This is a genomic window from Amycolatopsis circi, from assembly GCF_003385235.1.
Lineage (GTDB): Bacteria > Actinomycetota > Actinomycetes > Mycobacteriales > Pseudonocardiaceae > Amycolatopsis > Amycolatopsis circi.
In genome coordinates this window covers 21,460-34,981 of the sequence record NZ_PQIA01000019.1, presented here as the reverse complement: position 1 = coordinate 34,981, position 13,522 = coordinate 21,460, and the positions used below count along the sequence as shown (strand labels likewise).

13 protein-coding genes are annotated in these 13,522 nt (G+C 69.0%); 6 read left to right on the top strand and 7 right to left on the bottom strand.

The genetic code is table 11. The annotated features are described in order from the left end of the window. Positions 1-40: 40 nt before the first annotated feature. Positions 41-1,465, top strand: coding sequence for a M1 family metallopeptidase (locus D0D37_RS10200; RefSeq protein ID WP_116200262.1), 1,425 nt, complete (start codon positions 41-43; stop codon positions 1,463-1,465). Here D0D37_RS10200 and D0D37_RS10195 read toward each other — a convergent pair. Both D0D37_RS10195 and D0D37_RS46495 read right to left on the bottom strand, forming a co-directional pair. Next, positions 1,441-1,782, bottom strand: coding sequence for an ATP-binding protein (locus D0D37_RS10195; protein WP_244223465.1), 342 nt, complete (start codon positions 1,780-1,782; stop codon positions 1,441-1,443). The genes D0D37_RS10200 and D0D37_RS10195 overlap by 25 nt on opposite strands. A 42-nt stretch (positions 1,783-1,824) precedes the next feature. Next, a complete protein-coding gene (locus tag D0D37_RS46495) occupies positions 1,825-3,231 on the bottom strand; it encodes an AAA family ATPase (protein ID WP_162834146.1) in 1,407 nt (468 codons plus the stop codon). Positions 3,232-3,440: 209 nt separating this feature from the next. Between D0D37_RS46495 and D0D37_RS10185 the strand changes: the two genes are divergently transcribed. Together D0D37_RS10185 and D0D37_RS10180 are read left to right on the top strand one after the other, a co-directional pair. Continuing rightward, on the top strand, positions 3,441-3,749 hold the full coding sequence (locus tag D0D37_RS10185) for an antibiotic biosynthesis monooxygenase family protein (protein WP_116200261.1): 309 nt from the start codon (positions 3,441-3,443) through the stop codon (positions 3,747-3,749). Next, entirely contained in the window at positions 3,742-4,545 is an 804-nt protein-coding gene (locus D0D37_RS10180; RefSeq protein ID WP_116200260.1) for an SIR2 family NAD-dependent protein deacylase, read from the top strand. Before D0D37_RS10185 ends, D0D37_RS10180 begins: the two co-directional genes overlap by 8 nt. Here the strand turns inward: D0D37_RS10180 and D0D37_RS10175 are convergent. Together D0D37_RS10175 and D0D37_RS10170 are read right to left on the bottom strand one after the other, a co-directional pair. Continuing rightward, on the bottom strand, positions 4,532-4,966 hold the full coding sequence (locus tag D0D37_RS10175) for an acetyltransferase (protein ID WP_116200259.1): 435 nt from the start codon (positions 4,964-4,966) through the stop codon (positions 4,532-4,534). The genes D0D37_RS10180 and D0D37_RS10175 overlap by 14 nt on opposite strands. Continuing rightward, positions 4,963-5,916 (bottom strand): endonuclease/exonuclease/phosphatase family protein, encoded by a 954-nt coding sequence (locus tag D0D37_RS10170; protein ID WP_116200258.1) that lies wholly within the window; start codon positions 5,914-5,916, stop codon positions 4,963-4,965. Before D0D37_RS10170 ends, D0D37_RS10175 begins: the two co-directional genes overlap by 4 nt. A 108-nt stretch (positions 5,917-6,024) precedes the next feature. Here D0D37_RS10170 and D0D37_RS10165 point away from each other — a divergent pair, with 108 nt between their 5' ends. After that, complete coding sequence (locus D0D37_RS10165) at positions 6,025-7,002, top strand: ATP-binding cassette domain-containing protein (RefSeq protein WP_116200257.1); 978 nt, start codon at positions 6,025-6,027, stop codon at positions 7,000-7,002. Continuing rightward, entirely contained in the window at positions 6,999-7,799 is an 801-nt protein-coding gene (locus D0D37_RS10160) for an ABC transporter permease (RefSeq protein WP_116200256.1), read from the top strand. Before D0D37_RS10165 ends, D0D37_RS10160 begins: the two co-directional genes overlap by 4 nt. A gap of 73 nt (positions 7,800-7,872) precedes the next feature. Here D0D37_RS10160 and D0D37_RS10155 read toward each other — a convergent pair whose 3' ends face one another. Continuing rightward, the gene (locus D0D37_RS10155) at positions 7,873-8,688 is read right to left on the bottom strand and encodes a helix-turn-helix domain-containing protein (protein ID WP_116200255.1); all 816 of its coding nucleotides are present in this window, start codon (positions 8,686-8,688) and stop codon (positions 7,873-7,875) included. Between the two features lie 115 nt (positions 8,689-8,803). On the opposite strand from D0D37_RS10155, the gene D0D37_RS10150 reads away from it, so the two are divergent. Beyond that, on the top strand, positions 8,804-9,223 hold the full coding sequence (locus tag D0D37_RS10150; RefSeq protein WP_116200254.1) for an SRPBCC family protein: 420 nt from the start codon (positions 8,804-8,806) through the stop codon (positions 9,221-9,223). Here D0D37_RS10150 and D0D37_RS10145 read toward each other — a convergent pair. Together D0D37_RS10145 and D0D37_RS10140 are read right to left on the bottom strand one after the other, a co-directional pair. Further along, positions 9,212-10,231 carry an amidohydrolase family protein gene (locus D0D37_RS10145; protein WP_116200253.1) on the bottom strand — a complete coding sequence of 340 codons (1,020 nt, stop codon included), beginning with the start codon at positions 10,229-10,231 and terminating at the stop codon, positions 9,212-9,214. The two genes, D0D37_RS10150 and D0D37_RS10145, sit on opposite strands and share 12 nt — an antisense overlap. A gap of 89 nt (positions 10,232-10,320) precedes the next feature. Beyond that, positions 10,321-13,491 (bottom strand): AfsR/SARP family transcriptional regulator, encoded by a 3,171-nt coding sequence (locus D0D37_RS10140; protein WP_116200252.1) that lies wholly within the window; start codon positions 13,489-13,491, stop codon positions 10,321-10,323. Positions 13,492-13,522 lie beyond the last annotated feature (31 nt).

The following is a 13,522-nucleotide window of genomic DNA, read 5'->3' as shown; positions in this document are numbered from 1 at the left end:
CACGGCTACTTCATCACAAACCTGCCCTTAGGGTGAAGGAATGCGCAGCCGCCAGACCGCCGTCCTCGCCCTCATCGGTGTGCTTGCGCTGTCCGCGTGCAGCCCCGCCGGGCCCGCTGCTCCGCCGTTGCCGCCGATGCATCCGGCACCAGGCGCGAACAGCGCGGGCGACCCGTACTTCCCGGACGACGGCAACGGCGGATACGACGCTCTCGACTACCACGTCGACGTCAGCTACGACCCGCCGAGCGGCCGTCTCGACGGCGACACCACAGTCTCCGCGAAAGCCACCCAAGACCTCAGCCGCTTCGACCTCGACCTGCGCGGGCTGGATGTTTCCGCGGTGGAGATCGACGGAAAACCGGCGAAATACAGCCGGGAGAAGAACAAACTGGTCGTGACTCCGGCCGAGCCGCTGCGGTCGGGTTCGACGTTCCGGACGCGCGTGCGCTATTCGGGTATTCCGGCGAAAACCCCGCACGACGGCGGGTCGGAAAACGGCTGGGCTCGCTCCGAGGACGGCGGCGTATACCTGGTCGGCGAGCCGCATTCGGCGTCGTTCTGGTACCCGGTCAATGAAACCCCGCGCGACAAGGCGACCTTCACGCTGACCGCGCATGTGCCCACCGGCTGGACGGTGCTGTCCAACGGCCGGGAGCAGGGCACCAGCGCCAAAGACGGCAAAACCACCACGACGTGGGGCGATCCGAATCCGGTGGCCAGCTACCTGACCACGATCGCGATCGACAAGTTCACCGTGCAGCGCTCCAAGCTGCCGGACGGCACGCCAGTCGTTTCCGGCTACGCGCCCGGCGCCGAACCCCGCGAGGCCACCGGCGACCGGCTGCCCGAGGTGCTCTCGTTCCTGGAGAGCAAGTTCGGCAAATACCCGCAGAGCGCGGCCGGCGGGATCTACCTCGACGAGGACATCCACTTCTCCCTGGAAACGCAAACCCGTCCCACTTATGCGAAATGGGCGGAAATTCTGACTTTGGTGCACGAGAACGCGCACCAGTGGTTCGGCGATTCGGTGTCGCTCGACTCGTGGGCGGACATCTGCCTGAACGAATGCTTCGCGTCGTACGCGCAGTGGATGTGGGGCGAACGCGAGGGCCAGAACCTGGACGACCGCTACCGCGCGGCTGTCGAAATCACCCAGGGCAGCAAGGATTTCTGGGGCCAGAAACTCGTCGACATGGGCCCGGAGCACCTGTTCGAGGGCGCGTACGACAAGGGCATCCTGGCGGTGCACGCGCTGCGCCGGGAACTGGGCGAACCGGGATTCGAGATGGTATTGCACGAATGGGTCGGCGAGCACCGCAACAGCAACGCGACGTGGGCGGACTTCGAGAAGCTCGTGTCGAAGGTCGCCGGACGCGATTTGAGCGGGTTCCTCAACGACTGGTTCCACGGGACGAAACTGCCGTCGGACGCCGATCTCTACCCGGGCGGGTTGCGACCCTGACTGCCTAGCAACGACCTGGTCAGACTGCTGCGCGCGTCGTTCATCTCGGCCAGCGCCTCGCCAAGCTCGTCGTCGCCGACCCGCACTTCGTCATCCGGCCGAAGCGCCAACGCGTGCAGTGACGCCCGGCGAAGCAGCTCCTTCATGAACGACGCCGTGACGCCGTCGGTCGCCTCGACCACTGGGGCCAGATCAGCCGTCAGCTCCAGGCCACGCGAGTACAGGCGCAGCAACGCTTCCCGACCTGCCGCGTCCGGCAGCGGCACCTCGACCGCCAGGTCGAAGGTCGCCGGACGCGATTTGAGCGGGTTCCTCAACGACTGGTTCCACGGGACGAAACTGCCGTCGGACGCTGATCTCTACCCGGGCGGGTTGCGGCCCTGACTGCCTAGCAACGACCTGGTCAGGCTGCTGCGAGCATCGTTCATCTCGGCTAGGGCCTCGCCCAGTTCGATGTCACCGACCCGCACGGGTTCGTCGGGCCGAAGCGCCAACGCGTGCAGTGACGCCCGGCGAAGCAACTCCTTCATGAACGACGCCGTGACACCGTCCGTCGCCTCGACCACTGGGGCCAGATCAGCCGTCAGCTCCAGGCCACGCGAGTACAGGCGCAGCAACGCTTCCCGACCTGCCGCGTCGGGCAGCGGCACCTCGACCGCCAGATCGACCCGGCCCGGACGGTCTGCCAGCGCTTTCTCCAGACTGCTCGCCCGGTTGGTGGTGAGCAGGAAGGTGACATCCGCGTCACCGCCGACGCCGTCCATCGCGTCGAGCAGGCTGAACAGCAGCGGCGTCGGGCCGTGCACGAGGTCGCGGTCCTCGGCGATCAGGTCAACGTCCTCCAGCACCATGATGCTCGGCTGCAGCCGGCGCGCCAGCGAAGCGGCTTTCGAGATGAACCGCATCGCGGTGCCGGTCAGGATCACGACCGTGCAGTCCGGGAGCTGACCCATCAGGTACCGCACGGTGTGCGTTTTTCCAGTGCCGGGCGCGCCGTGCAGCAGGAGACCGCGCTTCAGATGCTGGCCCGCCGCGGCCAGGCGCGCGCCGTGCTCGGCGATGCCGATGGTGTGCCGCTCGATCGCTTCGAGGACGCCGTCCGGCAGCACCACGTCTTCCTTGCTCAGCTCTGGCCGCGGCAGGAAGGTGACCAGCTCGTTGTTGCGGTGCTCGCTCAAGCCGAACGCGATCACCTGGCCGCGCAGCACGTCGTGCTCGGTCATCAGTGCTTCGATGCGATCCCGGGTCTCGGTCGCTGCCCGCCGGTCCTCGGCCATCACCTCGAGGCGGCAGTTCACCTGCCCGTACTGCGGTGCGGCACCACGCACCCCGATCAGCACCTGGGAGCCGTCCGGTGCGACCGTGCCGACCAGGCCCAGCTGGACGACATCCGCCGCCTCGTCCGGGCCGATCGCGACTGTCGCGTAGTCCACCGCGCCCAGCTCGTAGTGGCCGTGCTGTTTGGCCGTGACCAGCATGCCGACCAGGTCCTCGTGCCCGCGCAGACCACCGGCGATGCCGAACCAGTCCGTGCCGACCCCGTGCTCGGCGAGGTACGCGTCGACCCCGGCCTGGATGTTCGCGTGCTCCCAGTCCTCGAAGTTGCGCGTGACCACCAGCGCCTGCGCGAGCGGCACGCCGAGGTGCCCGATGACGCGGCCGATCAGCTCATTCCCGTTGCCCGAACCGGCCGACTCCGCCGCGGCTTTCACGAGACGCTGCAGGTTGCGGGCCAATTCGGTGCCAAAGACTTCGTCGTCCCCCATGTGAGCAGAGTGGCACGAACCGCGACCCCGAACCAGCCCCACGCCTCCCCAACGCAACCCAAACGCGGGATCGCGTCGGCGTGCGGAGGGGCAGTGTGAACGGCCCCCCGGGCCGGGCGCACTGCCCCTCCGCACGCCGACTTAAAGGCGATCCCGCCCGCGACGACGGAGTCGGCGCCATCAAACACAGCGTGCAATAAACTGCGAGCATGGCTGTAGTCAAGATCAACGCAATCGAGGTCCCTGAAGGCGCCGGCCCGGAGTTGGAGAAGCGTTTCGCCGCGCGGCTGCACTCCGTCGACAACCAGGAGGGGTTCCTCGGCTTCGAGCTGCTCCGCCCGATCGCGGGCGAGAAGCGCTACTTCGTGTACACGAAGTGGGAAACCGAGGAGCACTACCAGGCATGGGCGGGCGGTCCGGCGCGCGAGGCGCACGCGGGCGAGCGCAAGAACCCGGTGTCGACCGGCGCGAATTTGCTGGAGTTCGAGGTCGTGCAGGCATCGAAGCCGGGTGAGTGACGAACTCGCCCGCGCCGCCGAGCTGATCTCGGGCGCCGGCGCGCTGCTCGTGTGCGCCGGCGCCGGGATGGGCGTCGACTCCGGTCTGCCCGATTTTCGTGGCGGGGAAGGGTTTTGGCGGGCGTATCCGCCGTACGCCGGGCTCGGGCTGCGGTTCGAGGAGTTGGCTGATCCGCGGCATTTCGCCTCGGATCCGGAGCTGGCGTGGGGTTTCTACGGGCACCGGCTCGACCTGTACCGGAAAACGGTGCCGCATCGCGGGTTCAGTCTGCTTCTCGAATGGGGGCTGGCGAAACCGGGCGGCGTGCGCGTTTTCACGTCCAATGTGGACGGACAGTTTCAGGCGGCGGGGTTTCCGCACGTGGCCGAGGCGCACGGGTCGATCCACCATCTGCAGTGCCTGGCCGGGTGTTCGCGGGAGATCTGGTCGGCTGAGGACATCTCGGTCGAGTTGGACGAGACGACGATGCGTGCTCGGCCGCCGTTGCCGTCGTGTCCGCGCTGTGGCAGTTTGGCGAGGCCGAACATTCTGATGTTCGGGGATTTCGACTGGGTTCCCGACCGGAGTCAGGAACAGCTGGACGAGCTGGCTGATTGGCGGCGCGCACATCGCGACGCGGTGGTGGTCGAAATCGGTGCCGGGCAAGCGGTTCCGACGGTTCGGCGGTATTCCGAACTCGCCAGCGCGGCGACGGGTGCGCTGATCCGGATCAATCCGCGGGAGCCGCAGATCCGGCATGGCCGCGGGGTTTCGCTCGCCGCCGGCGCGCTGGAGACGTTGGTCAAGCTCGGTTGAGTTCCAGCAAGGGAAACGGGCGGCCGTCCGAATCGGTCTCCTGCCTGCCGACGACCTCGAACCCGTGGTGCAGATAGAAACCGATCGCCTGCGGGTTTTGCTCGTTCACGTCCAGCGTGAGATCCGGGAAGCGGTCCAGCGCCGCGCGCAGCAACGCCGTGCCGACGCCGCGACCGCGGAAATCGTCGTGCACGAACAGCATTTCCAGCTTTCCCTCGGCGATTCCCGAGAAACCCACGGCGATTCCGTCGACCTCCGCCACGGTCAGGTCCACTTCCGGGAAGTAGAGCGGGACGCGCGTGGCGTAGTACTCGACGTCCACAGGTGCCAGGAAGTCGTGCGTCGCCTCGACGGCGCTGCGCCAGACCTCCAGCAGCCTCGGGTACTCGGCTGCCCCGTTGCTTGGCCGCAAGGTCGTCACGGCAACTGCACCTCCGCGTAAACCGCCCGGTGATCGCTTCCTGGCACATCGAAAGCCTGGTAATCCCGGATCGCCACCCGGCGGTCCACCAGCACGTGATCCAGCGGCACAAGCGGGACCGCCGACGTCGACCAAGTCGGGACCATCCCGTCGCCGCGTGCCTCCGCCGAGTCGACATATCCGCGGGACAGCACCGTCCGCAGCGCGGCATGGTCGAGGGTCGCGTTGAAATCTCCGGCCACCACGCGCAGCCCGTGCTCGCCGATCGCGCGCGACAGGTCCCGCATCTCTCGCTCCCACTGGTAATACCCGGAGTCCGGCGAACGCGGATGCGCGGCCACGATCTCCAACGTCGTCCCGCCGCCGAGATCTGCCTCCGCACCAGGCTGCTTCTGGACCGAATCGCCGGTGTAGTCCTCTTCCGTCAGCGGATAGCGCGACACGATGCCCGAACCGTCCACACCGGACACCGGATGCATCACGCGGTACGGCAGCGTCTGGAACAGCCCGGCCTTCTCCAGCCCGGACATCGCGGCAGGCGTCATCTCCACCAGGTTCAGCACGTCGATCCGATGCTCCCGGACCAGCCGCACGAGCGCCGCCGGATCGGCCTGGCCCAGGTAGAGATTGGCGGCCAGTACGCGCACCGTCTTCCCGTGCGCCGCGGGCTGGTCGTCGGGGATCACCCGCGGCGCGACGTACACCGCCAGCAGCGCGGACAACGCCAGCGCGACGCCGCCGACCCACCACCGCCGCAGCAACAGTGCGAGCGCGGCCAGCAGGACGCCGTAGATGACGAAGTACGGGGTCAGCGCGAGCAGCGCGGTCAGGTACCAGCCGCTGCCGTCCCAGCCGATCGTGCGCAGCACAGCCACCGCCAGCAGTGGCAGGCCGACCAGCACGAGCAGGCTCGTGACCAGCCGGGTTCGCGTCCGCGCCTCCATCACCATGATCCCGAGTATGCCGGGGCCCCGCTGACAGGTCCGTGTCAGCGCCGTGTGCGCGGCTTGCCAGCGACTCCGTCCACAGTGTGCTGGAGCGTCACAGGAGGAGGCGACATGTCGCACGCGATCCAGGCCGAGGGCCTGGTCAAGCATTTCGGGGAGACGAAGGCGCTGGACGGCGTGGACCTGGAGGTCCCGTTCGGGAAGGTGGTCGGGGTGCTCGGGCCGAACGGCGCGGGCAAGACGACCGCGGTCCGTATCCTGGCCACCCTGCTGAGACCGGACGCGGGGCGCGCCACGGTCGGGGGTTACGACGTGGTCCGCGACCCGGTCCGGGTGCGCGGGCTGATCGGGCTCACCGGGCAGTACGCGTCGGTGGACGAGGACCTGAGCGGCACCGAGAACCTGGTGCTGATCGGCAAGCTGCTGAACCTGTCCCGGGCCGACGCCCGGGCGCGGGCGGCAGAACTGCTGGAGCGGTTCGAGCTGACCGACGCGGCCAAGCGGCCGATCCGGACGTATTCCGGCGGCATGCGACGCCGGCTCGACCTGGCGGCGAGCCTCGTCGGCCGTCCCGCCGTGCTGTACCTGGACGAGCCGACCACCGGACTCGACCCGCACGCGCGCAACGAGGTGTGGGCGGTGGTCCGCAGCCTCGTCGCCGACGGCGCGACGGTGCTGCTCACCACGCAGTATCTGGAGGAGGCCGACCAGCTGGCCGACCGGATCACCGTGTTCGACCACGGCCACGTGGTCGCCGACGGCCGCGCGGACGAGCTGAAGCGACGGGTCGGCGGGCAGACGCTGCAGGTGCGGCCGACGTCGCTGCGCGATCTCGACGAGGTCGACCGCATCCTGGCCGAACTCACCGGCGTCCGGCCGATCCGCGACAACGCGACCGGGCTGCTGACCGCGCCGGTGTCCGACCCGGTGCTGCTGTCCACGCTGGTGCGCCGCCTCGACTCGGCGGGCATCACCTCCGACGAGCTGGCGCTGCGGCTGCCCAGTCTCGACGAGGTGTTCCTCGCGCTGACCGGGCACGCGGCCGAGGAGCCGAAGCCGGACCGCGAACTCGAAGGGAGCAGGTCGTGACGACCGCGACCGCCGTGGCCCCGCCCCGGCACATCAGCCTCGCCCAGGGCACGAAACACGCGTTTTCCCTTGCCTGGCGCGGCGTACTGAAGATCCGCAAGAATCCGGAACAGCTGGCCGACGTCACGCTGATGCCGATCATCTTCCTGCTGATGTTCACCTACCTGTTCGGCAACGCGCTGGGCGGTTCGATCGAGAACTACCTGCAGTCGTTCGTGCCGGGCCTGATTGTGATGAACGTGCTGCAGGCCTCGCTGACCGTCGGCACCCAGCTCAACACCGACATCACGAAGGGCGTCTTCGACCGCTTCCGAGCCATGCCGATCGCCCGCTCGGCGCCCTTGGTGGGCGCGGTGCTGGCGGACCTCGTGCGGTACGTGGTGTGCCTGGCGGTGCTGCTGACCGTGGCGACCGTGATGGGCTTCCGCGTGCAGACCGGTCCCGGGGAGTTCGTCCTCGCGATCCTGCTGGCGATCGCGTTCGGACTGTGCTTCTGCTGGGGTTCGGTGTTCGTCGGGATGCTGATGAAGTCCCCTGGCGCGGCGCAGGGCCTGATGTTCGTCTTCATCATGCCGCTGACGTTCGGCAGCAACGTGTTCCTCCCGACGGCCACGATGCCGGGCTGGCTGAAGGCCTGGGCGGACATCAGCCCGGTGAGCCTGATGTCCGACGTGATGCGCGGCCTGCTCAACGGCGGCGCGTACGGCGGATCCCTGCTGGGCTCCCTGGCATGGATGGCCGGTGCGGTCGTGGTGTTCTTCCCGCTCGCGACGTGGGCTTACCGCAAGCGGGTCTGAGGGCGTCCTTCACGGGGGTGTGGGCGCTGTGAGTGAGTGTCTGTGTCCGGGTTCCACAGCCGGGCACAGACACTCACTTTTTTGTTGCGAGCAGCCTGCGCAGTGCGGTCGGGGTATGTCCGAGGTGCGCGCGCACAGTTCGGCACAGGTGAGCTTGATCGGCGAAGCCGAGGTCTGCGGCGAGGGCGGCCGAGCTGGGTTCGCCTGCCTCCAGCCGGTCCAGCGCGCGGGCTACGCGCACGCGGTTGCGGTAGCGGGTCAGCGACACTCCCAGTTCGCGGGTGAAGGCTCGGCTGAGCCGGTACGGCGAGACGCCCAGCAGAGCGGCCAGCGGAATCAGGCCAGTCGCCGCAGGATGATCGGCGCCGATCGCGGCGCGGGCTTGGGCTGCCAGTGCCCGGTCGCTATCGCCTGCACGGCCGCTGTCCGGGACGGCCGTGGCCACCACCTGCCGGACCACCGCGGCTGCCAGGCCGATCAGTCCTTCGGCCGCCGCGTAGTCAGTGTCGGCAGCGCGGGTCGCGGCGAGGAGCTGGCGATGGGAGAGGTCGAGCGCACCGTCCACGTACAGCGTCGAGCGGTCCAGCACCGGTGCGTCGCCGGCCAGGGCGCGCCAGAACGCGGGGGGCAGGGTGATCGAGGTGCACCGGTCACCTCCGACGGGATGGGCGAAGTGCTCCTCCTCGTCGGGCATCCCGAGGTAACCGACGGTGCGGTCGAGGTCCGCGCAGACACCGCGGACGCGGCGGCGGAATCCGCCTCGGCGCACGAGCACGAGCCGCACGTCTTCGCGCGGCTGCTCCGCCGACCAGCCGCGGTGATCGTCCCGGCAGTCCACCGCCCCGACGGCGAACTCCGGGCGAGTGGCGAGACCAACGAAGGAGAGCACTCCCGGAGGCTAAGCGGAGGGTCCGACAATCCCGCAAGAATCTTCAAGACCCGCGGGCAGAGACCGGGCAGGCTGGCACACCCATTGCCACCGCAGGAAAAACGAAGCAGGAGACATGGCGTCCATCCGGAAAGAAACAGTGATCGAGTCCAGTGCCGACGACGCGTGGGAGGTGATCGGCGACTTCGCCGCGGGCCCCCGGCGGATGGCACCGGGGTTCGCGCAGGACAGCCGGGCCGAGGGAGACTGCCGGGTCGTCACCTTCGCTGACGGAACGGTCGTGCGAGAACGGCGGGTCAGCGTCGACCACGGCGCGCGCCGGATCGTCTACTCGGTCGTCGGCGGCGACGTCCAGCCCGAACACGACAACGCCTCCATGCAGGTTCTCCCCGACGGCCAACAGCGGTGCCGCCTGGTGTGGATCCGCGACGTGCTCCCCGACGAACTGGCCGCGCCGATGACCGAAGCGATGTCGGCCGGGCTGGAAGTGATCAAGCGGACTCTCGATCAGCTCCAGCCAGGCTCACGCGAGTGAGGCTCCCGCGAGATGGCCGGTCAACCGCTCCCAGTTGCCGGAGCCGATGGCGATCTTCTCTTCTTCGCTGAACGGCGCCGTCTCCAGAAACGACCGCGCGACCCCGCCGCTCGTGTCCAGGTAAGGGAAACCGCCGGGCCGGGTGCCGAAGGTGTACGGGTAGTCGGTCGAGTACAGCATCCGCTCCGTCCCGACCATCTCCGCCGCCCAGCGCAGGTAGCGTTCGCTGACCGTGCCGCTGCCCGCGATCCAGAAGTTCCGGCGGAAGTAGTCGGCCAACGGCTGCCGCAGCCCGGCCATCTCCTGCAGGAAGCCGACGTGGTCGAGGTAGAACAGCACGACCTCGCCCCAGTGCCCGGCGATCACCTGCAGTTCGGGATGCCGGTCGAAGACTCCGGAGAAGATCATCCGCAGGTATTGCACGCCGAGGTCGTAGTACCAGCCGAGTCCGGCGGTCGCCAAAGCCGCTCCGACGCCGTTGGGCAGCTCTGAGTAGTACGCCTCCTGCACCGCCCGCACGGGCGCTTGGGGATGGAAGTGCAGCGGGACGCGAAGCCGTTCCGCGGTTGCGTAGATGACGTCGAATTCCGGTGCGTCGGCCAGTTTGTCGCCGGTGCGGCCGTACAGCATCGCGCCGCGGAAGCCCAGGGAGACCGCGCGTTCCAGCTCCTCGACGGCGGCTTCGGGCGAGGACGTCGGAAGCGTGGCGAAGGCCTGGAACCGCGTGGGATTGGCCGCGACGATCTCGGCGAGCGCGTCGTTGGCCTCCCGCGCGACAGGCACGGCATCTACCGTCGGAAGGTTCTGCACGCCGGGGGTCGACAGGGACAACACCGCGACGTCGATGCCCTGCTCGTCCATGTCGGCGAGACGTCCGTCGCCGACGTCGCGCAGGCGTCGCGTGACTGGGTGGTCCTCGGGATAGACGTGCGGCTGGACCCCCGCCTTCGCCCACGCGTCGCGCAGGACGGGCAGGACCACGTGTTCTTCCAGGGCGACGATACGCATGACAGCTCCTCGGTGTTTCCAGTGATACTCAACTCAGCGTATCACCGGAAACATCACTGGAAGCAAGGATTAGTTATCACCGATATCGACTACTTCGGCGAGCGCTCCGCCCGAACCGCTTCGATCGCCTCGTCGCGGCCTATCAGCGCCACCCCCGCCACCAGCGCCTCGTACCGCTCCGCGCCCAGTTCCCGGGTCAGGTTCGCGATCAGCTCCCGGACTTCCGGGCTCCCCAGGTCGAACCGTCCGCGCACCACCGCGCTCAGCCCGAGCATCCGAGCGGACGACTCCAGCCGGCCCTGCTGGTACCGGATCCGCGCCAGCAGTTCGACCATGGCAGCCAAGTCCGGCATGTCAAAGCGCCTGGCCGTCTGCTCGATCACCTCGAACACCGTTGGCTCCGCTTCGTCCGGGCGGCCTTCGGCGAGCAGCAAACCGGCCTCGATGGTGCCGAGCCATTCCGTCTGGAAACCCTCCGGCGTCGGCCAGTCCGCGCGCGCCGACTTCATTTCCCGGAAGACCGCTCGCGCCTCGGTCACGTTGTTCTCGCGGACCAGCAGCTCAGCGCGGCCGAGCAGCACGATCAACCGCAGCCCGCTGTTACCGCCGGAAGCCGCGTAGCGTTCCGCGGCTTCCATGTCCCGCCACGCGCCCTCCTGGTCGCCAGCCCGCGAACGTTCCACGGCCAGCCGCCACCACTGCTGCACGATGTCGTCCCGGGATCTCAGCTCCATGACCAGCCGCAGGCCCTCGGTGTACCCGGCGATCGCCCCTTCGTGGTCGCCGGCCTGCGATCGCGCCGCGGCCCGGAAACCGTGCGTCATGCCGAGGCCCCATCGGTCGCCGACCTCGGCGAAGCCAAGGTGGGCAAGCTCTCGCGCCCGGTCCGCGCTCTCGAGATCGCCGGTGTCGCCGAGGACGAAGCTCTCCGCCCAGTACCCGGCGGCGCGGCTCCAGACGTCGTCCCGCGCGACGGCCCGGCGGATCTCGCGCTTCGCCAGATCCCGTTCGCCGTTGAGGTAAGCCACTATCGGCAACCCGACCCAGAGCCACGGATTCCGTTCCGCCGCACCGGTCCGCACGCATTCCTCGATCAGTTCGGGAACGTTCACCTTCTCGTGCGGACCGGACATGGCCAGCATCAGCACCTGGCTCAACCGCAGGCTCGCCGCCATGTCCGGCGGCAGCTTGCCGCCCAGTTCGAGCACCTCGTTGACGAACAGCGCGGCCCGCTCGTTCTGGCCGACGATGTTGAGATACCAGAACAATCCGAACAACAGCCGGGCCGCCGATTCCGCGGAGCCCGACTCGATCGCCGCCCGCAGCGCGGCGGTGAAGTTGTCGCTTTCGTGCTCGTAGACGTCGATCGCCCGCAGCTGATCCCGCCCGCGCAGCAACGGTTCGTTGCGGTGGGCCAGTTCCGCGTAGTACGCGACCATCGCCGCCCGCATCCGCTCCTTCTCGCCGGATTCGGCGAGCCGTTCGGTCGCGTAGGCGCGCAAGGTTTCCAGCAGGCGGTACCGCATGCCCACCACGTCCACAATGGACTTCTCGACTAGCGAACCCAGTACGTACACGATGTCGTCTGCGGGCAGTTCGTCGTCGGCGCACACGTTTTCCACTGCCTCTTCGGAGAAACTCGCCGCGAACACCGCGAGCCTGCGGGCGAGCCGGACCTCCGCGTCGCTCAGCAGATCCCAGCTCCACTCTACGACGGCGCGCAGGGTGCGCTGGCGCGGCAACGCCGTCCGGCTGCCGGAGGTGAGCAGCCGGAACCGATCGTCGAGGCGTTCGGCGATCTGCTCGGCGGTCATCGACCGCAACCGCGCCGCGGCCAGTTCCAGCGCCAGCGGCATTCCGTCGAGGCGGCGGCAGATCTGCCGCACCGCGTCCACTGTGGACTCATCGAGCCGGAATCCCGGACGCACCGCCATCGCACGGTCGAGGAACAACCGGACGGAATCGAGCGTGCCGACGTCCGCGGGCGGCGCGGCCTCGTCCGGCACTGGCAGCGGACCGAGCGGGCACAGCGCTTCGCCGGTGATCGCCAGCGGTTCGCGGCTCGTCGCGAGCACGCGCAACGCGGGCAGCCGACGCAGCAAGTTGTCGGCCAGCTCCGCGGCGGTGTCCACGACGTGTTCGCAGTTGTCCAGCACCAGCAACGCTTCCGCGCCGCTAAGCGCCTCCACCGCGTGCTCGAACGGATCGACCTGCCGACGCCGCGCGTCGGTCTCCGTCGTCCGGAGATCGCGGACCTCCAACGCGTTGAGCAGCGCCGCCAACACGTCTTCGTCATCCCGCACGCCGGCCAGCGGCACGAACCACACCAGGCCGCGTGAGTGCGCCGGATGCCGCGACGCCGCCTCCGTGGCGAGCCGGGTCTTGCCAGCACCACCTGGGCCGACGAGCGTGACCAGCCGGGATCCTTCGAGCAGTTCGGCCAGCAGCTTCAGCTCGTCAGTACGGCCGATGAAGCTGGTGAGCCGCTGCGGCAATCGGTCCGCCACCGCGGCGACCGGCGTGTACTCGCCGCGCAGCGCACGCAGATGCACTTCCTGCAATTCCGCCGACGGGTCAACGCCCAGCTCGTCAGCCAGCGTCGTGCGGATCGCGGAGTACGCGGCGAGCGCGTCGGCCTGCCGACCAGCGGCGGAAAGCGCCCGGATGCGCAAGCCAGCCAACCGTTCCCGCAGCGGATGCGCCTGCGAGGCCGCGGTGAGTTCCGCGAGCACATCCGAGTGCCGGCCCAGCCGCAGCTCGGCTTCGAACCAGTCCTCGCTGGTCTCCGTGCGCCGCTCTTCCAGAAGAGTCGCGGGCGCGGCGGCGAACGGCGCGTCCAGCACGTCCGCGAGCGCCGGCCCGCGCCACAACGCGAGCGCGGCAGCGAGCGATTCGGCCGCGGTACCGTCCCGGCCAGCGGCAAGCTCCCGGCGTCCTTCGGCGGACAGCTGCTCGAACCGGTGGAGATCCACCGCTTCCGGCGGCACCGCGAGCCGGTAACCGCCGTTGACGGACTCCAGTTCGGCACCCGCGGGCCGCAGCGCGCGGCGCAACCGCGAGACGAGCGACTGGAGCGCATTGGCCGCGTCGGCCGGGGGTTCGGCACCCCACAGGCCGTCGATCAGCGCCTCGGCGGAAACCGCGCGCCCGGCGTCGAGCGCGAGCCGCGAAAGGAGCATGCGAAGGCGGGCTCCGCCGATGTCGATCGGCGTGCCGTCCTCCCCCTCCGCTCGCAGCGGACCCAGCAGCGCGACGCGCATGAGGTCCAGCTTTCCAGACGACGGCCACGCC

Coding starts and splice junctions, on each gene's coding strand:
- D0D37_RS10200 (WP_116200262.1), top strand. CDS start 41: ATGCGCAGCCGCCAGACCGCCGTCCTCGCCCTCATCGGTGTGCTTGCG.
- D0D37_RS10185 (WP_116200261.1), top strand. CDS start 3,441: ATGGCTGTAGTCAAGATCAACGCAATCGAGGTCCCTGAAGGCGCCGGC.
- D0D37_RS10170 (WP_116200258.1), bottom strand. CDS start 5,916: ATGGTGATGGAGGCGCGGACGCGAACCCGGCTGGTCACGAGCCTGCTC.
- D0D37_RS46495 (WP_162834146.1), bottom strand. CDS start 3,231: ATGGGGGACGACGAAGTCTTTGGCACCGAATTGGCCCGCAACCTGCAG.
- D0D37_RS10140 (WP_116200252.1), bottom strand. CDS start 13,491: ATGCGCGTCGCGCTGCTGGGTCCGCTGCGAGCGGAGGGGGAGGACGGC.
- D0D37_RS10150 (WP_116200254.1), top strand. CDS start 8,804: ATGGCGTCCATCCGGAAAGAAACAGTGATCGAGTCCAGTGCCGACGAC.
- D0D37_RS10165 (WP_116200257.1), top strand. CDS start 6,025: ATGTCGCACGCGATCCAGGCCGAGGGCCTGGTCAAGCATTTCGGGGAG.
- D0D37_RS10145 (WP_116200253.1), bottom strand. CDS start 10,231: ATGCGTATCGTCGCCCTGGAAGAACACGTGGTCCTGCCCGTCCTGCGC.